We start from the raw sequence: 17,857 nt of genomic DNA, 5'->3' as shown, positions 1-17,857 counted from the left end.
TCTTCGCCAGGTGATGGTGTGGCGTTGACGGGGTGGTCGTGGGGGCGCAGGCTCGGGGTTGTGAACTCGGTGGAGGAGGCCCGCCAGATGTCCTTGGTGACGGCTCGGCTGATCACGAGGTTCCTGACGGTGCCGCACGGTGCGGTAGGGCTCGCGGCGGAGCAGGCAGTGGCGCGTTTCGCGCAGGCGCGGATCAGAGATTTCGTGCCGTGATTCGTCGAGCGCGATGCGGCGGCGAAGCTGGCCGCGCTGATCGGCTCATGACCCCGAGGCCGAGGGTGGAGAACTCCGATTCGGCGCAGGCTCGCGTGTTCCTGGGAGTTCTGTGAGAGGAGATCGAGGCCGTCTCGCGAATTATCGAGAACGCGCAGGCGCTCGTCGAGAACACCCAGAAGGCCGGCAGGCGCGGTCTCCGGGACCGGTTGCGTGCGGAGGTGACCGTTGTGCGGGGCGAGTTGTATGAGGTGCACCGTCTTGTCGATGCGCTCGTGTTTCGGTTTCCGCAGCGGCGCAGTCTTTGTCCGAGACCCCGTGCGGCACGTACCTTCTGCCGCGCCGAGCAGGAGAAACGAGCCGATGACCCCGATCGCGCACGATCCCGACACGGCCCAGGCCGACGTCTTTCTGTCCCTGCTACTGGCCGAGACCGACGGCCTCCTCGATCACATCGCGCACGCACAGACCCAGCTCGAACAGCTCTGGCCCACCGATCGCGACCTCGAGCGGTATTGGCGGGCCGAGGAACACGCGTTACGCACCCAACTTCACCAGGCGCAGGTGCTGGTCGACCGGCTGCTGGTCCGGTTCCCGGTGCTGGCGGACCGCCCACATGCGCCCGCATCCGACCGGTCGGCGAAATGACTACCGCCGATTTCTCGCGGTCTGATCCAGGCGTGCCAGATCGAGCGTCGCGACCATCGGTGCCAGACCGATCCGCGCGGTACGTGCACCGTCCGGCCGTGCACGCCTGCAGATCCGGGCGGGCGAGGTACGGGTCCGCGACGGCGATCCGGTCCGTCCCCGCCCACACGTCGAGGTAGGACCACCGCGCCGACCGATCCGCCGGGTCGGTCAGTGTCCGGGTCTCACGGTGGGCTCGCTGGGCAGGGGTGCCGGTGGCCGTGAGCGCCAGGTACACCGCGAGCCCGCTGCCGAATGCGACGATCCGCCCCAGCTCCAGCGTCACCTGCGGATCGGCGGCCAACACGCGGTGACCGTGCACCCGGACGCCCCCGCACGGTGGTGGAGGGTTCGCCGGCCAGCGTCGTCGATGCACAGCCTGATCGTGCACCCATCACGGTGGTCGCAGCAACGGATGAAACCTGTGAATATCCTGAGTACCTGCGAAAACGCCGATTGCGGGCACGCCGAACACCCTTTCCGGGCTCTACACTTTGTGCTGACATATCACGGTGATGGGGAGGGCGGTCATGGAGCAGAACACCCGAGGTGAATCCGGAGCGGACCAGGACGTGCACCTGTCCGCCGACGACCTGGCGGGCGTGGTCGAAGCACTCACCGGCGAGCGTGTGACCCCTCGACCCGCACGTCGACCCGCACAGGACAAGCAAGCCGGGTCCGCGCGGCGGGCGCAGGGTTGACCCGCTCCAAGTCCTCGACCCGGACCGATCGGGGATCTATATCCAGGCGTTTCCCCTTGTAGGAGGGATGTCGGAGGCCTCCTCGGGAGTGCTCGCGGTAGTCCACCTCCACCACGGTGACGGGACGGAGCCACCGGACACCGGGTTGCTCCTCCCCGGTCGGTGATGCTCGGTGAACGGACTGTCGGACCGCTCGAGTAGGCGGAACTCCTCCCGGAGCTGACGGTGACTTTTCCCCCCAGCAGTTGCCCGGCCCGAGCCGACCTGAGTCAGCGGGCCTCTTCGACGTACGAGGCCAGGTTGGCCAGCGAGGCGGCGATCCCGGCCTCGTGTGCCGCTTGGTCGATGCCGGTGGCACGTCGGTGGCGGTGACGGTCACCTCGGTCCCGTCACCGGCGGCAGTGAGGTGCCAGGTCATCGTCATGGTGCCCGCGTACGACGGATCGTCAGCGTCGAACACCGCCCGCTGCACCACGCGCTCCGGTGGCGCGGTCGGCGAATCCGACAGCGACGACATCCGTCGCAGCTGAGGTCTTTGCCGGGGCTGTCGGCGGGGTCGAGGTAGGTGAGGATCATTCGGAACCCGCCACCGGGGCGGGGATCCCACCGCTCGACCCCGTCCGTGCATGCCGTCCGGCGGCAACCAGGCCTCGAGGGACTCCCAGTCGAGGAGGGCGCCGTAGACGGTCGCCGGTGGTGCCGCGATCACCCGGCTGGCGCGGTCGGTCCTGTCCAACTCGGCGTCTCCGCCATCATTCATCGACACCGGTGGTCACACGTAGTGGCGCGCCCCTATCGTGCCTTTACCGCACTGTGGAATTGTCAACGGGAGCAGATTTCACCGCATCGGGCGGGCTTGACCGGACACTTCACCCAGCGTCCACGAAAGCAGCTCTACCCGTGTTCGCGGAGTTCTCCAGCAGTTACACGCCGTGGCTAGCCTTGCCACACGAGCCAATAGGGAGCGTGAGTGTGGAGTTCAGGCATCTCGTCTCATTCATCACCATCGCCGAGGAATTGCATTTCGGACGGGCCGCGGCACGGCTGCACCTGACCCAGCCCTCGCTCAGCGCGCAACTACAGAAGCTGGAGAAGTCCCTCGGGGTCCGGCTGGTCGCGCGAACCTCGCACGAGGTGAAGTTGACGTCGGCGGGTCGGGAATTCGAGGCGCAGGCCAGGCTGATCGTCGCCCAGATGGACAAGGCGGCGCGGATCGCGAAGGCGACCGCGGACGGTCGCTCGGGAACTCTCAACGTCGGCTACAACATGCCGGCCAGCCGGCATGTCCTGCCGTCGGTCCTCGCCAAGATGTGTGCCGAGCACCCGGACATCGTGGTCTCGTTGTGGGAGAAGCGAACCGGGCCGCAGCTCGCGGACCTCGCGGACGGCGCCCTCGACATCGCCCTGGTGTACGGGCATCCCCGCACCGCGGATTTCCGGTACCACCTGGTCCTGCGGAAGATTCCCCTGGTGGCGGTCGTCGGCAAGGGGCACAGCTGGGCGGCACGGCCGGCGGTGCCGTTCGCCGAGCTGGCGTCGCAGGAGTGTGTGATGTTCTCCCGCGACCAGTGCCCGGCGATGTACGACTCGATTTTCGGCGCCGCCGCCGACAGCAGGATCTCGCTCGATGTCGCGCAGACCGCAGACGATCCGGGCGCGACCGCGCACATGGTGTCGGTCAAGCCGTTGGTCGGGTTCGCCTCGCTTGCGCGCGCCGGTTCGGGAGGATTCGGCGCGATGGGCGCGGATTCGGTGGCGGTGAAATTGGTCGATCCGGTTCCGACGATCGATTTGTATGCGGTCTGGCGGACCGCCGAGGTGAATCCGGCGGTGTTCTCGTTCCTCGACTGTATCGATCCTTCCGAGGAAGCGAGTCGCACCGAACGCGGGTTGGTCGCGATCTGAGACCGGCGGCCCGGACATTCGAGGAAGCTGCACCCGCGGGCAGTGGTCCTGGGGCAGTCCCGGGCTTACCGTCGTGGGAATGATGATCTCCTCTCTGCCGTCGATGGCAGCGAGCAGAGTGCCGCGCTGTTCGCCTGGCTCGAACCTGGCTAGAAGGCCGAGGACCGGGCGTTGCGGTGCTGACGCCGAATCATGCAGTGACACGGGCGGATCCGAATCGGACACAGGCCCGTCCCGGCTGGGGGCGGGAACCAGCATCGAGCAACTCGATGACGTGGCCCCAGGGCAGTTGGCCAACGGGTCGTTGACCGATTGCATCGTGGTCGGGCCCTGCCTCGGCGAACCTCGGCATGTACTCGAGACCCGGCCGCCGAGTTTGGGGGTATGTCCGAGAAGGTTCGCCGACACGCTGAGTGCAGCGGCCTTCCGGCTGGTGGCGTCGGGCGTGGTGCGCACTGCGCGGTGGCTGGGGTCGGTCAACCGTTCGGTGGGATGGGTTGGGGGCCAGTGGTACTGCTGCGTCTTCAGGTGTGGGGGGACGCGGTCTGACGGTGCCAGGCCAGTTCGCGGAGCCGGACCCAGTCGACGGTGGGTGCGGCGGGGCGGACCCCGGGGCGGTCGCGGGGGACCCGGACGCGGAGGGCGCCGGGCTCGATGGTGCACCGCACCGGGGTGGGCAGCAGCAGGGATTCGCCGTCGACGCCGACCGGGGTCTGACGTGTGTGGGCGTCGACGACCACCTCGGCGGTGGTGTGCTGGGTCAGCCCGCGGACGTTCGCGCGGCGCAGCAGCCCGATTGCCTGGTGGGCGCTGGCGACCGAGACGGTCACGGCGCCGAGGACGCCGCGGTCGAGTCGGTCGCGTCGGTTCAGGCCGGCGAGATCGCTGGTGCCGTAGGGGTTGTTGCTCACCAGCACCGCTTGTGGGTTCCGCACGGTGACGTTCCCGATCCGGGTGACGAGTGGGGCACCCGCTTGTCCGGCGAGCAGGTCCGGGAGCATCTGGAGCACGGTTCCGGTCTTGTCGTCGCGGTAGGCGGGGCTGCGTACCACCTCGGCGTAGACCCCGAAGGAGGCGTTGTTGACGAACGGGCGGCCGTTGATCCGGCCGAGGTCGACGGCGAACTCGACGCCCTCGCGCAGGGCGTCGAGACACCGGCTGGGATCGGTGCGGTCGAGTCCGAGGTCCATCGCGAAGTGGTTGCGGGTGCCGGCGCTGATCACCAGGAACGGCAGGTCGTTCTCTGCCGCGACCCCCGCGACGAGGGCCTGGGTCCCGTCGCCGCCGGCCACGCCCAGCAGGTCGGCTCCGGCCTCGACCGCATGCCGGGCCAGTTCGGTGACATCGACGGTGCCCGGTCCTTCGAGCAGGACCACCTCGGCGCCGAGTTCCTCGGCCTTGCGTTGCAGGTCGAATTTCGCGACCTTGCCACCACCGGAGTGCGGGTTCATGATCAGCACTGGATGCCGTACCGGTGGGGCGGGCACCTCGCGGACGGCGGTGTCCGAGGTTCGTCCGCGCAGGGCGGCGCGGGCGCAGGGCGCCGTGAGGAGCGCGAGAACAATGGAGGCGACGACCTCGGCGAGCAGGTGGGCGCGGATGAACAGGACCAGGACGACGATCGGTGACAGTATCGCGATCGCCAGTGAGATCCAGCGCAGCACACCGCGACTGGTGAGGAACCAGTACAGGGCGGCGACCATGACGACGACGCCGCCGATTCCGACGAGGAGGCTCCCGACGGTGCTGAGCAGACCGGCGGCCATCAGCGGCACCGCCGCCGCGAGGATCGCCAGTGCGAACGCCGCCCGTGCCCACCAGCGGCGGGCTCCGGTCGTGGTGTCGGGGGCGGCGGATCGGTCGTCGCTCACCGTCAGGTCCCCGGGTGTGCGGTGATCCGGCCGTCGTCGATGGCCTGGCGCAACGCGGCGTGATCGCGTTCGTTCTGGTCGGCGTAGGTCTCGGCGAAGGAGGCCAGTGCCTTGTCGAAGTCGTCGTCCGAACCGAGGTACCCGGCGATGGCGAACCGGTCGCCGGCGCGGGCGTGCGCGTACGCGAGCACGCGGGCGCACAGCCGGCCGTAGAGGGTCATCAGATGGGCGGACATGGTCTCGATGACGGCCGAGCCCTTGCCGTCGCGCAGTTGGCGGACGTAGTAGTCCCGGACCGTCCCGTCCGGGTCGGGTCCCTGCTGCCAGCCGAGGAGGATGTCGCTGGCGGCCTGGATCCGGCGTTGCCCGGTGACGACGCGTTCGCCCTGGTTGGTGACCGTGGGGCCGTCGAGGTATTCCGCGAGGACCGAGGCCCGCGCCTCCTTGGCCTGCAGGAACAGGGGGTCACCGCCGGTGCCGCGGAGCAGGATGATCCAGGCCCGGGTGCCGACACTGCCCACCCCGACGACTTTCCGTGCCGTCTGGACGTAGTCGAATCGATCGAACAGGACACGTCGGGCGGGTTGCAGGGTGTCGCGGTATTCGCGCAGTCGCTGGATCAGCTCCTGGTCGATGTGGTCGGCTTCGGTGTCGGTGAAGATCTCCTCGATGGGGACGACCAGCGGCGGCGTGCTCACGATCCGCGGGGTGCCGTCCACGAGGGTGGTCAGTTTGGACAGTGCCTGCATGCTGTCGCGGCCCCAGGATTTGTGGATCGTCTTCCTCACGCGTTTGCGTGCCGAGGAGTCCAGGACATTGCGGAGCTCGTTCAGTTCGGTGGCGGCATCGATGTGGGAGTACCAGACCGCGAGCTCGCCGCACTCGGCCTGGCGGGACATCGTTTCGCGGTATTCGGCCGCGCAGGCGCGGGCGATCCGTGTGCGCTCTTTGCCGCGGAATCCGTTGTCGCGGCCGGCGACGGAGAGGCTCGCGACGAGTCGTTTGATGTCCCATTCGAAGGGGCCGGGATAGGTTTCGTCGAAGTCGTTGACATCGAAGGCGAGGTCGCGTTCCGGTGTCGCGAAGAGCCCGAAGTTGCTCAGGTGGGCGTCCCCGCACAGCTGGGTGTGCAGGCCGGTTTCCGGGGCGTGGGAGAGGTCGTCGGCCATCACCAGGGCGGCGCCCCGGTAGAACGCGAACGGTGACTCGGCCATCCGCCCGTACCGGATGGGGACGAGGTCGGGGACCCGGGTGGTCGCCTGGGATTCGAGCAGGCCGACGGGGTCACGGTCACGGGTCCGATCGTGTTCGGCGATGGCGCCGAACGGGATTCGGTGCCGAACCGTTTCGCCGTGCTCGGTGCGAGCGGCCCGGGTCGGATGGTCGACCACGTCGGCGGGCCGCGGATCGGGGAACGTGTCGCGTGCTGTCATGGCGTGGTCCCTTGGGTATCGTCCGCGGATGGGGGTGGTCAGACGCGGTCGGGGTTCCAGCGTAACTTTCGCCATGGCGGGCATGCTCAATGTTCTGGTCATCAGCCTTCGCAGCCGCGGCGGCGGGCGCATCCCCGGAAACGAGTGACCAGCCAGGTTCCCGGGGCGTCAACGGCGACAGTCCTGACGAGGTAAGCGAGCGATGCTCTGGCCCATGTTCACGACCGGTCACCAGTGATCCTGCCGCCGCGCTTCCAGGAGCACTGGCTCGACCCACGCTCACCGACAAGGAGCTGGTCCAGGCGTTGATTGCGTCGATTCCCGAACCCCGGCTCGAGCGAGCGAGGGGAGTCGATCCGCTCGTTGACCCGGCCGCTGGCTGGGCGGAGGATTTTTCTATGACGCGCGATGAAGAGCTGCTACACATCGACCGAGTCATCGACCGCCTCGACGTGCGGTTCCCGGACCTTCCCCGGAAGACTGTCGAGCAGGTGGTGCGCTCGGCGCACGAGCATTTCACGAACGGCAAGGTGCGCGACTTCGTTCCGCTGCTGGTCGAGCGGCTCGCCCGCGAGAAACTTCAGGGGCTAATGCCCGTCGTACCCCTCGTGCCTGTCGTGGTGGCGCCGACGGCCGGTGCCGAGGTGATCGCTGACCGCCGGCGGTGGTGGTGGTGGTCAGGTTGGATGCGAGGCTGGTACCCGTACACCCGAGTGTCGATCGTCGCGTCGGCCCCGGTGGAGGCTTTTCCCGGCCCGGGTCGGACATGATCGTCTGACCCGGATCACCGACCTTCGAGTTCGTGGCCGTCGGTCGTCGTTCGGTGACGACTCGTCATCGTGTGGCGGGACACGATCTTCGCCCGCCGATCAGTCACCGCGACAACGCCAACCGCCTCATTCGTCGGCGCGCATGATGGGGCGCAGTCGTTCGGTCTTCTCCGGTGTCCACCCGGGTGGTTGGAGGACGGCGGCCCAGCCGTTGGCGACGTCTTCGACGTAGCGGTGGCCGTGCCCGTCGGGGACGTCGATCGCCACGGCCATGTCGGCCGAGACCTGCAGGAACGTGACGACGGGGATCCATTGCATGTCGTCGGGGACGTCGTCGCCGCGGGGTTCACGTAGCCAATCCGGCTTGGCGAACAGCAGGTCGGGGTTCCACCAGGCGATCGGGTCGGAGGCGTGCTGTAGGTACACCACGCGCGGAGTTGCCCACGGGTCGGCGGGGCGTTCCAGGTTCTCTGGACGGGCGACGAACCGGATGTTGTCGCCCTGCTGATAGATCGGCAGCCATTGCGGTGAGCCGTCATCACGGTGGGCGGTGACGTCCTTCCACATGGTGTTGTTGAACGTCGGACCGCTGAACAGGGCGCCGTCGGTGCGGGCCTCGATGTTGTTGGGCGACAGGAACGGGGCCTCGCCGCCGAACGATCCGAGGCTTTCGCCGAACACGACGAGCTTGGGTCGCTGGCCTTCCGGCAGCGCCCGCACCCGGCGGTCGACCGCCTCGAACAGCGCCTGCCCGGCCTGACGCGCGTTTTGCTTGTCCACCAGAAACGACAGCCAGCTGGGCAGGAACGAGTACTGCATACTGACGATCGCGGTCTCGCCGTTGAACATGTATTCGACCGCGTCGGCCTCTGCCTCGTTGATCCAGCCCGTGCCGGTCGTGGTGGCGACCGCGACCACCTTGCGCTGCAGCCCGCCGGTGCGCTCGAGTTCGCGCGCGGCCAGCTCGGCGGTGGCCTGGATCCCGTCGGCCGAGTTCAGGCCGGCGTAGGCCCGGATCGGCTCGACCGCGGGCGCGCCGTTGAACGCCGACAGCTGCGCTGTGGTCGGCCCGCCGCCGACGAAGATGCGGCCCTGATGGCCCAGCGAGTCCCACGACACGAACGAGCCGGGGCCGCCCGAGCGCAGCGGCGACGCCGGCGCCGGGGTGTTCGGGCTCTGTTCGTTGTTGACCGCCGCGAAGGTGCTGTTGAGCGTGTGCATCGCGAACTGCACCACCACGCCGTTGAGGAGTGCGATACCCAGCGCCGCCACGAGCAGCACCGCCACTACCGCCGAGACCCGGGGCGGGGCGACACGATTGAGTTGCCGGATCAGATACCGGATCAGCCTGCCGATGAGCTGGCCTATCTCGACCAAAACGAACAACACCACAAGGGCCAGCGCCGGGGTCAGCAGGTAGTCGGGCCTCGTCAGCCGCGGCACACCCATCAGGTCGCGCACGTGGTCCTGCCACACGTGGAACCAGACGATCATCGCGATCGTGCCGACCGCGCCGACCACGATCAGCACAATCCACGCCACCCGTGGCGCGGGCAGGCTGGCATCCTTCGAGGTCATGTAGCGCACCAGCCACACCGCGAACACCCCGATCGCGTAGCCGATGGCGCCCGCCGCCGCGCTGACCAGTCCCTGGAACAGTGGCCCACGCGGAAGGAGCGACGGGGTCATCGACAACCATAAAAACACCAGCCCGACAGCCGTTCCGGTGAACGTGTAGTGGCGCTTCCACCAGTCTGGCGTGGCTGCCGGTTTCGTGGCCTCCTCGGTGTGGGACTGAGCTCCGGCCTCGTCCTGCTCGGGAGTCGATGACTGCGTCGTGTCAGATTCATTCATCTTGTGCACGTCTTTCGCTCACGCCAAGGGGCTGCACAGCCCCCTGGCGATCGGCGGCAGCCCCGCGCGGGGCTTCGTGGTCGCGAGCGTTCAGGTCGGCGTAGGCCTCGGTGAAACGGGTGAACGCGATGCCGGCGTCGCCGTCGCTGCCGTGGTGGGCCGTGATCGCGATCCGATTGCTTGTGCGGGCATGCGCGCGGCCCGGCGCGTATCCGCAGGATCGCCCGGTATCGGCGAGCAGTTGTGGGTGCATTGCCTCCACCGTTGCCGAGTCCGTCCAGTCGCGAAGTCGACGCACGTAGTATAGCGGTGGGTTTGCCCAGCTCAACTGGGGGTTCGCTCGTCCTCACGGCTGCAGCTGTGGGGCTATTCGACTCGCACGCCGCTACCGCACAGGTCAGCCGAAACGAATCGAGACGGCATCCAAGACGACGGACATGGACGCGCCGTGTAGTCCACTTGCTTGGGCGAGTGGCGGGTTCCGTGTAGCTGCCGGTGGCGGGATCCCAGCCGGCTGCTGGCCGACCGGGTCGAGTGTCATGGTCGCGGTGGTCGGAGCCCGAATCGGCCGGTCAGGTTGGAGGGTTCGGCCCGACATAGCGGGGACCGCGGTCAGGATGCACGATCCACAGACCACCCTTCGCGGTCTTCCCGGTCGGCAGAAAGCGCGCGGCACTGTGGGCGGTCGCGGCCGCAGCCAGTTGGTCGAACACCTCCCCGTGGGTGCACCAGAGGGTCCCGTCGTCGCACCGGCCGAGCGCGGAGAGCAGTGCACCGACCGGGGCGTCCCTGATCAGACGCGGGTCGTCGACGATCGGCAATCCACGCGCCACCGCCAGGGGTTGCAGGGTTTGCCGACAGCGCACGGTGGGACTCGAGAACAATGCGGACAGTGTGACATCGGCGAGGGCATCGACGAGATGAGCGGACTGCTGGCGGCTGAGAGGGCGGACCGCGTCCGGGCCCTGCCACGCCTTCTTGGCGACGGCGTCCGCGTGACGCACCAGAACGAACATGGTTGCCCTCCCGGGGACATCGGCGCGGCGTTGTGCCACCGCCGGACAGGATAGTGCCGGCGGTCGTCGGGCAGCGGCAGACGCCGACCGTCGGGATGCCCGACCGAACGCCCCGCCGATACGCCGTTCGCGTTCGGTCGACGCCCAGTCGAGGGGGTCGGCCCGCGAGCAGTAGGTCTGATCGAGCGTCATTCGGGCGAGTGCCACGTCCTCACCGCGAGATCGGTGTGAGTGGGTGTCGCGCTCATGTATGAGTGCGGGCGAAGGTACGGTGCGGTTGCGTGCCCGACGAGTTCACTGCACCGTCAAAGGGTTTCGCGACGCCTGTTGGCAGTCGCTAGGCCGCCGCGATGGATCGACACCACTTCCACTTCCCGCGAATGTGGATTGCACCGACGTGCACCCCTTTTGCGGATGGGCGCGGTGACGGCGGAGAAAGTGTGGGCACCCTATGGGCGTCGTGTTCGTGTACATCCGGTGAAAGGTTTGTTGAGACACACGCTGGTTCCCGCGAATCCAACTGTGAGGCAACTTGTTACATCGAGCATGCCGCCCGCGACGGTTGCGTCGGGCGTGCGAGCCGATAGGCTGGGGGAGCGAGATCGGTCACCATCGTCACCAGACAGGGCACATGCATCCCCGGGTCCTTCTTCGCGCTCACGGACGGTGGCATGAAAGTGGAGAACCTGGACCTATCCGATCCGGGAATCCTCGACGAATCCGGACAACTCATCGCGGGGGAACGGCGCCAGGGCGACATTGCCTTTGACGTTCCGCCCGGCTCGACCGTTACCAAGATCGTGCTTTACCACGGCACGATCAACCCGTCTAAGGCCTACTGGACGGCGTGAACCCGGCTCCGACTGGCCGATGACTGCGTCGTACAACGTCGTCGCGGAGTTGGATGCGGCGTTCGGCGAGGAATCGGAATTACATGACCGCTGACACCTACGGTGATTGGCGGGGTGCGCTGGGTCTGCCGGATCTGGCGGAGAAGGCGCGCACGCTTGTGGCGGAGTCAGCCGACGGCCGCGCGGCGGGCGACACCGATTCCGGCCGCGACGCATAGAGACCGCAGCTGATGCTGGTTGCCGGTGAACGGTTGTGTCGATGATGTGAGCACCTTGGTCTGCGGGCGGCTGCGGGTCGCCGCGCCGCCGGGGGAGACGGTTGCGTTTGCTGTGGTTGTTATCGCCGTGTCAGCGGATTGAGCTGAGTCATGGCTTTCATTCGGAGGGTGGTGACGGTGGTCGCGTCGAGGAGATGGAGCCACCTGCGGTGGGTGAGTAGATAGCGGAGTCGGTGCCAGTAGTGTTCGGGACTGATTCCGAACCCTTCCCAGATTTGTTCTGGTGGGGGGCTGCCGTACGGGAGCCATGTGACGGCGAGGGAAACGAGCATGTCCTCTTCGTTCGGGCGGGTGCTTCTCGATGACCGTGTGGTGGACCTGCTGTCGCGGCAGGCGAGTGGTTTGCTGGATTCTGTTGGACGGGTGCGATCTTCAGAGGAGGTGTTGCCGCGGACGCCTGTCGTACTGGCCATGATCGGATACCTTTCCGTCGAGACTGCGCCGTGTGGACATGCCCGGTGTTGTCCGGGCCGTTCCCGCATTCGCACGGCGGTACCTGTCGCCGGGGTGAGGTACGCGCCGGTGACCGGGGAGGGCATCGGGTCACCGGGCGCGATCGGGATCAGAGAGATAGGAGTACCCGACTACGCGCTGAGTGGCGCGGCGGCCTGTGCAACGAATTGCTTGAGGCTGAACTCCGGTTCCGCGGCGTGGTTCGGAGTGAGCGGGCGGGTGCCGCCGAGGATCTTGCGCGCCGCGAGGTGGTCGGATGGGTTGTTGACCGACTCGACACAGGCGAGGGTGCCGGCGCGGAAACGGAGGATTGAGAATCGTCTCGTAGCGGTATCACCGTGCAGCATGAACTGGTCGGCCGGCGACCCGAGTCCGGCGATCTGGATATGCATCTCGAACTGGTGGGTCCAGAACCACGGCACGGCCGAGTAGCCGGCGGCGGGCGCTCCGGTGATCCGGGCCGCGACGTGTCGGGCGTGGTCGCTGGCGTTCTGCACGGATTCGAGCCGCACCGTGCCCGGTGCGTGCACGGTCGGGTACCGGGCGCAGTCACCGATGGCGCTGATCCGGGGGTCGGAGGATATCAGTTGCTCGTCGACGACGATCCCGTTCGAGACCGCCAGCCCCGCCTCGGCGGCGAGATCGGTTGTCGGCAGAACACCGATGCCGGTGACGACGAGATCGGCGGGTATGACCTCCCCGGTTACGAGTTCGACGCCGGTCACTTTCCCGTCCCTTCCGTGGATGCAGGCGACCGACATGCCCAACATCACGGTCGTGCCCCGACTGGTGTGCGCGGCAGCGATGTACTCCGATATCTGCGGCGCCACGGCACGGTCCATCACTCGGTCGGCTGCGACGATGATGGTGACCTGGTGGCCGGCCGCTGCTGCTGCGGCGGCGACCTCCATTCCGATGAACCCGCCGCCGACGACCACGATGCGGGCGTGCGGCGACATCATCGCCCGGATCAGGTCGGCGTCCTCGCGTGTGTGCAGCGACGCCACGCCGGCCAGATCGGCTCCGGGAATCGGAATGCGGCGGGGCCGAGCGCCGAGTGCGAGTACGAGATGGCCGTAGTCGACGTGTGTACCGGAGCCGAGTACCACCCGCGAGTGCGGGCGATCGATGGCGGTAACGGGATCGCCGAATCGCATGTCGATCCCGTGCCGTTGGTAGAACGACTCCGGGCGCAGCGGCAGGACTTCCGGGCCTGCGGATCCGGTGAGGTAGGCCTTCGACAACGGCGGCCGCTGATACGGCAGGCAGTTCTCGTCACCGACGATCGTGATCGGTCCCTCGAACTTGTGCTCGCGCAGCGACAGTGCGGTCTGGAATCCGGCCTGGCCGGCGCCGACGATCACCACACGCTCGGGATGGGTGTTCATCACTGTGCCTCGGGCAATTCGACGACGATGCCATCGTGGGCATCATTGATCGGAAGTTGGCAGGACAGTCGGCTGCCCTCGCGCCGGGGGCTCACGGCGCAGTCGAGCATTTCGTCTTCGGCGGCCTCGATCGCCGGAAATTCGTGCAGTCGCTCAGGGTCGAGGTAGATGTGGCAGGTGGCGCACATCCCGTTCCCGCCGCATTCGGCCACGATGCCGTCGATGCCTGCGGAGACCGCGGCCTGCATGACGGAGGTCCCGTCGAGGGCATCGACGTAGTTCTCTGCGCCGTCGGCTGAGCGGTAGATGATCTTGGGCATTGTTGTGTCTCTCAGCTATTGATGTTGGAGTGTGCGTATGGCGTCGACCCGCTGCGTGGCGAAGAAACTCCCCGGCCGGCCAGATGACAGCCAAGGGGGCGGTCATCTGGCCGGCCAAGGTCTCCGCTGGGTTCACACCGACTGCTCTCAGCGCGGGTGAATCCGCACCGGCTGTGACTCGAGGCTGCGGATGAGGTTGTTGACGTGGCGGATGGGCGGTCCGAGCGGCTCGATGCGATCGACTCGCGATGTCAATTCGGTGAGAAGCGAGAAGATTTCGAGGTTCGATACGGATTTGCCCATGCAGGCGTGGACACCGAACCCGAATGCCAGGTTGTCGGCGGGATTGCGGCGCACATCGAAGCGGTCGGGGTCCGGGTACTTGCGTTCGTCCCGGTTTGCCGCGCCGTACGAGTGGAGTAGGCGGGTGCCGGTTGGCACGACGACGTCACCGAACTCGACGTCCTGGGTGGTCACTCGGGTGAACCACTGTGCGGGTGATTCGATGCGGACGCCCTCCATCACGGCGCTGGGAATCAGTGACGGGTCGTCGCGAACCAGGCTCCACTGATCGGGGTGGTGCGCGAAGAGCATCATCAAGCTTCCGATGGCGCTGGCGGTGGTGTCCAGGCCTGCGGTGGCGTAGCCGCCGAGGATGCCCATGGCTTGTTCGGGGGTGATGACACCGCGGTCGGCGGCCTCCCAGGTTTGGTGGCCGATGCTGCCGGGGCGGAAGCCCTCGGGCCCCATGTTCTCGAGGACGTACCCGTAGAGCTTCTCCATGCTCGGCAGGGTGTCGTCGAAGGTGCCGTCCGGGCCGCAGCAGTTGTACGAATCCGTCGCCCAGTGCAGCAGATTGATACGGGTCTGCTGATCGGGGTCGAGGCCGATCAGGTCCAAGATCACCGAGGTCGGTAGTAGCTGGGCGAACTCGGTCACTGCGTCGAATTCGCCCTGCTCGACAACGTTGTCGACCAGGCGCTTGGCCGCGGCCTCGATCGTCTCCTTGTGCTGTGAGGCCGCCTTCGGGCCGATGCTCTGCATCATGACCCGACGCAGCGGCGCGTGGTCGTCGCCGTCGAGGCACGGCGCAAATTCGGCCCATGCCGTGTTTACGGTGTCGTTCATAGCGATTCCCCGGCCCGAGACGAAGATCTCCGGCTGGGACAGGACCCGCTTGACGCCTTCGTACCGGGTGACCGCCCACATGTCGTAGCGGGTGAGGTACCCGATCTCACCGATGTCGCGCAGCGACTGGTAGTCGGCGTATGGATCGAGCAATGAGGCGCGGCTGAACAGATCGACATCCGTCCCGTAGGTAAGGCGGGGATCGGGGGAGGTTGACAGTGTCATCGTCGGTTCACCTGACTTTCGTTTCCGGTGGCGGAAGGGTTGAAAGAAAAAGCGCTGGAGTGTTTCTTGGATCTGGTGTGTGGCGCCGCGGGATCAGCGGACATCACGAGAGTCGATCGCGCAGTGAGGTCAATGCGTCGGCGACTGCGGGGGCGATCGCCTCGCCGAGTTCCGCCGGTTCGACCTCGGTGCTGTACACGACCACGGATTCGTCGCCGAGCGCGATCACATCCACCGTGCCGAGATGCCGCTCGACCGGTAGGTCGCCACCGACGATGCGGTACTGGAACCGCCTCAGCGTGGCATCGCGGTTCTCGATGATCTCGTCGACCTTCGTTCCGTCCAGCAGAATGACGGTGCGCCGGTCCCCGTCCACTGTCGACGACTCGATCAGCGGATACCACGTCTCGATCGCGGTGTCGGCGACGACGCCCCACACGGTGTCCGGGGGGCTGGCAATGACGATCTCCGACCGCAAACTGACCATCGATCTCTCCTTCGCTATGTGCAACTGGATCCGGTGAATCGGCTCGATATCGACCGGATAGATGGGCGCCGGACAATCTCCGTGCCGTCTGTGACCGCTGTCACTAGCTCTATTTCAGGTCTGCGAGGCACCGCATGTTGTCGCCGGCGTGCGCATCCGCTGTCGCATTCGTGCACAGTCGCGATGACGTTGCTGCACTCCACGACCGATCAGGTCACGCAGCAGGTTGCGGTAGTGCACTCTCGCAACAGCCGGTGTGCACGAATACGAAGGGCCCTGTGCCGGTGTGGAGTTATGTTCGTCACAAATGTGTACGGTTGAGAGCAACGAAGCAGTGTCCTTCTGCGAGTCGGCGGAGGAAAAACAGATGCACACGGCAGAGGGTGGCCGAACACCGACGACCAGCCAGCAGAACAGCCCGGCGGTGGTCGCAGAAGCCGCGCCGGCCACCCGCGGCGATCAGCTCGATGCCTGGAAGGAAGCGGTCAATGACACCTTCTTGCCGCTCAAGGTGCAGGCGGCTCGCCAGTCGGAGTTCACATGGCAACTGAAAACTGGTTACGTCGGCCCACTACAGCTCACTCACGCCGAGGCGGATGCCGAACTGGTGGGACGTACTCCCAAGCTCGCCGCCTCCGACGACAACGATCACTACGCGATCGCGCTGCAAGGTCGAGGATCGTGCCGCTTCCGGCAGGACGGCCGCGAGGTGGAGGTCCGACCGGGTGAATTCACCATCTATGACTGCACTCGCCCGTTCGATATCGAGTGGTCCATCCGCCACCGCACGGTCGTCGCGATGTTCGATCGGACGACGCTCGACGTGAAGGCCGACGACGTTGCCCGAGTCACCTCGACACCGATATCGGGGCGTGACGGAATGGGCGCATTGGTCCGCTCCATGCTCATCCAGCTCTCCCGGAATCCTGAGGCCTACAATGGGGCCGCGGCGAACCGTGTAGCAAACTGCTTCCTCGATCTCGTCGCCGCCTTCTACAGCTGTCGGCTCGCTGCCGAACCCACACGATCGGCTGCGGCGCAGAAGACGCTTCTGTTCCGAGTCAAGGCGTTCATCGAGGATCAGCTCTGCGATCCCGAACTGTCCGTCGAGGTTGTTGCGGCCGCGCACTTCATTTCCGTGCGTTACCTGTACAAACTCTTCCAGAACGAGCAGATGACCATCGCCCAGTGGATCCGCCACCGGCGACTCGAGCACAGCCGAAGAGACCTCGCCGACCCGCTCCAGGCGCTGCGCCCGGTCGGTGAGATCGCCGCCCGCAACGGCATGCTCAATGCTCCCCATTTCAGCCAGATCTTCCGCGCAGAGTACGGGGCGAGCCCCAGCGAGTATCGCCGGCGAGTCCTGCGCCCTTCCTAGCTATTGCTCTACCACTCCAGCAGTTCGACTCGACAGGAATCCTCGTGCCCACATTGTTCATCCATGCTCTCTTGGCGATCTTCGGCGTCATCACAGGTCGGCGATGCGTAATTCCGCATAGGCTGATCCGACAGCTGGCGTACGCACGAGCAGCCGTGTTGTGGTCGTCCGCGATGACACACCAGGACCCCGCCGATGACGGAACACTTGCTCCGTGATCCGCGGTCGGTTCGCGCCGAAGTTGGATTGATTCGGGTACACCGTGGTGAAGCACTGAGCCTGCTCGCGGCTCGCACCCGATTGCTGGGCCGTGTGCTGTGCCGGGGGGTGATGGTGTTGTGACCTGGTGTGATGACATGCCCCCGGTTTGTGATGTGGGGCTGCAGGTCGACGTGTCGGGGGAGTGTCGACGTCGTGGTGCGGGCGGTTGGGCGGGCGTCGCGGGATGCCCGTTTTCAACTCTTTTGAATCATATTGGTGTACATCGATTTTCGGTATCAAATTGTTGTATAGGTAGTTTCGATATTTCTGCACCATTGAATTTTGGTGAACGTCGAATAGTGTTGGTGCTTATCATCTTTCGTGTTTAGAGGTTTTCTGATGTTTTGGATGGCATGGAGGTAGGTGGTACGCTGTGGGGTATGACATTGAGCGGCGCGGGAAGGCGAGTGGGAGGCGGGTCGGGCGCACACACCCGCCTCCCCAGCCTCGTTGGGGTGTGGGGGACTGGATCAAACGTGCCGATGAAAAATCCAGGGAGAAATCTAATTTCGGAAACTCAGAGGAGCGAAGCGACTCGATTGGCGGCAACGGGAGTGGACCCACTGCGAGCCGCGCAGCGGCTCCCTGGTGGGGAGCGAAGCGACTCGCCCCGTCTCCCGGCGCGGAGCGCCGGGAGC

Annotated in this window: 18 protein-coding genes and 1 pseudogene; 9 read left to right on the top strand and 10 right to left on the bottom strand. The window is 66.4% G+C overall.

Features of this window, described 5'->3' with window-relative positions:
- Positions 1-18: 18 nt before the first annotated feature.
- The 3 genes from ACFVJ3_RS36670 to ACFVJ3_RS36660 all read left to right on the top strand — a co-directional run bounded on the left by ACFVJ3_RS36670 (position 19) and on the right by ACFVJ3_RS36660 (position 1,601).
- Positions 19-213, top strand: coding sequence for a three-helix bundle dimerization domain-containing protein (locus ACFVJ3_RS36670; RefSeq protein ID WP_378456727.1), 195 nt, complete (start codon positions 19-21; stop codon positions 211-213).
- Between the two features lie 363 nt (positions 214-576).
- Entirely contained in the window at positions 577-861 is a 285-nt protein-coding gene (locus ACFVJ3_RS36665) for a hypothetical protein (RefSeq protein WP_378456726.1), read from the top strand.
- A 569-nt stretch (positions 862-1,430) separates the two neighbouring features.
- Positions 1,431-1,601 (top strand): hypothetical protein, encoded by a 171-nt coding sequence (locus tag ACFVJ3_RS36660; protein WP_378456725.1) that lies wholly within the window; start codon positions 1,431-1,433, stop codon positions 1,599-1,601.
- A gap of 100 nt (positions 1,602-1,701) precedes the next feature.
- Here ACFVJ3_RS36660 and ACFVJ3_RS36655 read toward each other — a convergent pair.
- A pseudogene (locus ACFVJ3_RS36655) lies at positions 1,702-2,118 on the bottom strand (SRPBCC domain-containing protein); the annotation flags it as partial.
- A gap of 455 nt (positions 2,119-2,573) precedes the next feature.
- On the opposite strand from ACFVJ3_RS36655, the gene ACFVJ3_RS36650 reads away from it, so the two are divergent.
- Positions 2,574-3,506, top strand: coding sequence for a LysR substrate-binding domain-containing protein (locus ACFVJ3_RS36650; protein WP_378456724.1), 933 nt, complete (start codon positions 2,574-2,576; stop codon positions 3,504-3,506).
- Between the two features lie 524 nt (positions 3,507-4,030).
- On the opposite strand, the gene ACFVJ3_RS36645 is transcribed toward ACFVJ3_RS36650, so the two are convergent.
- Together ACFVJ3_RS36645 and ACFVJ3_RS36640 are read right to left on the bottom strand one after the other, a co-directional pair.
- The gene (locus ACFVJ3_RS36645; protein WP_378456723.1) at positions 4,031-5,377 is read right to left on the bottom strand and encodes a diacylglycerol/lipid kinase family protein; all 1,347 of its coding nucleotides are present in this window, start codon (positions 5,375-5,377) and stop codon (positions 4,031-4,033) included.
- Positions 5,378-5,379: 2 nt separating this feature from the next.
- Positions 5,380-6,810 (bottom strand): DUF2252 domain-containing protein, encoded by a 1,431-nt coding sequence (locus ACFVJ3_RS36640; protein ID WP_378456722.1) that lies wholly within the window; start codon positions 6,808-6,810, stop codon positions 5,380-5,382.
- A 234-nt stretch (positions 6,811-7,044) separates the two neighbouring features.
- Between ACFVJ3_RS36640 and ACFVJ3_RS36635 the strand changes: the two genes are divergently transcribed.
- On the top strand, positions 7,045-7,119 hold the full coding sequence (locus ACFVJ3_RS36635) for a hypothetical protein (RefSeq protein ID WP_378456778.1): 75 nt from the start codon (positions 7,045-7,047) through the stop codon (positions 7,117-7,119).
- An 89-nt stretch (positions 7,120-7,208) separates the two neighbouring features.
- Positions 7,209-7,580, top strand: coding sequence for a three-helix bundle dimerization domain-containing protein (locus tag ACFVJ3_RS36630; protein ID WP_378456721.1), 372 nt, complete (start codon positions 7,209-7,211; stop codon positions 7,578-7,580).
- 126 nt (positions 7,581-7,706) lie between these two features.
- Here the strand turns inward: ACFVJ3_RS36630 and ACFVJ3_RS36625 are convergent, their stop codons facing one another.
- From ACFVJ3_RS36625 to ACFVJ3_RS36615, 3 genes are all read right to left on the bottom strand, one after another.
- The gene (locus tag ACFVJ3_RS36625; RefSeq protein WP_378456720.1) at positions 7,707-9,434 is read right to left on the bottom strand and encodes an alpha/beta hydrolase; all 1,728 of its coding nucleotides are present in this window, start codon (positions 9,432-9,434) and stop codon (positions 7,707-7,709) included.
- A complete protein-coding gene (locus ACFVJ3_RS36620; protein ID WP_378456777.1) occupies positions 9,427-9,732 on the bottom strand; it encodes a DUF2252 family protein in 306 nt (101 codons plus the stop codon). The genes ACFVJ3_RS36625 and ACFVJ3_RS36620 overlap by 8 nt, the downstream gene beginning before the upstream one ends.
- A gap of 274 nt (positions 9,733-10,006) precedes the next feature.
- On the bottom strand, positions 10,007-10,657 hold the full coding sequence (locus ACFVJ3_RS36615) for a SixA phosphatase family protein (protein ID WP_378456719.1): 651 nt from the start codon (positions 10,655-10,657) through the stop codon (positions 10,007-10,009).
- A 464-nt stretch (positions 10,658-11,121) separates the two neighbouring features.
- Here ACFVJ3_RS36615 and ACFVJ3_RS36610 point away from each other — a divergent pair, with 464 nt between their 5' ends.
- Complete coding sequence (locus ACFVJ3_RS36610; protein WP_378456718.1) at positions 11,122-11,301, top strand: hypothetical protein; 180 nt, start codon at positions 11,122-11,124, stop codon at positions 11,299-11,301.
- Positions 11,302-11,384: 83 nt separating this feature from the next.
- Entirely contained in the window at positions 11,385-11,519 is a 135-nt protein-coding gene (locus tag ACFVJ3_RS36605) for a hypothetical protein (RefSeq protein ID WP_378456717.1), read from the top strand.
- Positions 11,520-12,163: 644 nt separating this feature from the next.
- Here ACFVJ3_RS36605 and ACFVJ3_RS36600 read toward each other — a convergent pair.
- The 4 genes from ACFVJ3_RS36600 to ACFVJ3_RS36585 all read right to left on the bottom strand — a co-directional run bounded on the left by ACFVJ3_RS36600 (position 12,164) and on the right by ACFVJ3_RS36585 (position 15,580).
- Positions 12,164-13,420, bottom strand: coding sequence for an NAD(P)/FAD-dependent oxidoreductase (locus ACFVJ3_RS36600; RefSeq protein ID WP_378456716.1), 1,257 nt, complete (start codon positions 13,418-13,420; stop codon positions 12,164-12,166).
- Positions 13,420-13,740 carry a 2Fe-2S iron-sulfur cluster-binding protein gene (locus ACFVJ3_RS36595; RefSeq protein ID WP_378456715.1) on the bottom strand — a complete coding sequence of 107 codons (321 nt, stop codon included), beginning with the start codon at positions 13,738-13,740 and terminating at the stop codon, positions 13,420-13,422. Before ACFVJ3_RS36595 ends, ACFVJ3_RS36600 begins: the two co-directional genes overlap by 1 nt.
- A gap of 147 nt (positions 13,741-13,887) precedes the next feature.
- Positions 13,888-15,093 carry a cytochrome P450 gene (locus ACFVJ3_RS36590; protein WP_378456714.1) on the bottom strand — a complete coding sequence of 402 codons (1,206 nt, stop codon included), beginning with the start codon at positions 15,091-15,093 and terminating at the stop codon, positions 13,888-13,890.
- Positions 15,094-15,196: 103 nt separating this feature from the next.
- A complete protein-coding gene (locus tag ACFVJ3_RS36585) occupies positions 15,197-15,580 on the bottom strand; it encodes an SRPBCC family protein (protein ID WP_378456713.1) in 384 nt (127 codons plus the stop codon).
- A gap of 367 nt (positions 15,581-15,947) precedes the next feature.
- Here ACFVJ3_RS36585 and ACFVJ3_RS36580 point away from each other — a divergent pair, with 367 nt between their 5' ends.
- Positions 15,948-16,958: a helix-turn-helix domain-containing protein gene (locus tag ACFVJ3_RS36580; RefSeq protein ID WP_378456712.1), complete on the top strand. Its 1,011-nt coding sequence runs from the start codon at positions 15,948-15,950 to the stop codon at positions 16,956-16,958.
- The last annotated feature ends 899 nt before the right edge of the window (positions 16,959-17,857 follow it).

This window comes from Rhodococcus sp. NPDC127593, assembly GCF_042671975.1.
Classification (GTDB): Bacteria; Actinomycetota; Actinomycetes; order Mycobacteriales; family Mycobacteriaceae; genus Rhodococcus_F.
This window is presented reverse-complemented; position numbering and strand designations above follow the sequence as displayed.

Coding starts and splice junctions, on each gene's coding strand:
- ACFVJ3_RS36665 (WP_378456726.1), top strand. CDS start 577: ATGACCCCGATCGCGCACGATCCCGACACGGCCCAGGCCGACGTCTTT.
- ACFVJ3_RS36660 (WP_378456725.1), top strand. CDS start 1,431: ATGGAGCAGAACACCCGAGGTGAATCCGGAGCGGACCAGGACGTGCAC.
- ACFVJ3_RS36640 (WP_378456722.1), bottom strand. CDS start 6,810: ATGACAGCACGCGACACGTTCCCCGATCCGCGGCCCGCCGACGTGGTC.
- ACFVJ3_RS36630 (WP_378456721.1), top strand. CDS start 7,209: ATGACGCGCGATGAAGAGCTGCTACACATCGACCGAGTCATCGACCGC.
- ACFVJ3_RS36625 (WP_378456720.1), bottom strand. CDS start 9,434: ATGAATGAATCTGACACGACGCAGTCATCGACTCCCGAGCAGGACGAG.
- ACFVJ3_RS36610 (WP_378456718.1), top strand. CDS start 11,122: ATGAAAGTGGAGAACCTGGACCTATCCGATCCGGGAATCCTCGACGAA.
- ACFVJ3_RS36605 (WP_378456717.1), top strand. CDS start 11,385: ATGACCGCTGACACCTACGGTGATTGGCGGGGTGCGCTGGGTCTGCCG.
- ACFVJ3_RS36600 (WP_378456716.1), bottom strand. CDS start 13,420: ATGAACACCCATCCCGAGCGTGTGGTGATCGTCGGCGCCGGCCAGGCC.
- ACFVJ3_RS36595 (WP_378456715.1), bottom strand. CDS start 13,740: ATGCCCAAGATCATCTACCGCTCAGCCGACGGCGCAGAGAACTACGTC.
- ACFVJ3_RS36590 (WP_378456714.1), bottom strand. CDS start 15,093: ATGACACTGTCAACCTCCCCCGATCCCCGCCTTACCTACGGGACGGAT.
- ACFVJ3_RS36585 (WP_378456713.1), bottom strand. CDS start 15,580: ATGGTCAGTTTGCGGTCGGAGATCGTCATTGCCAGCCCCCCGGACACC.
- ACFVJ3_RS36580 (WP_378456712.1), top strand. CDS start 15,948: ATGCACACGGCAGAGGGTGGCCGAACACCGACGACCAGCCAGCAGAAC.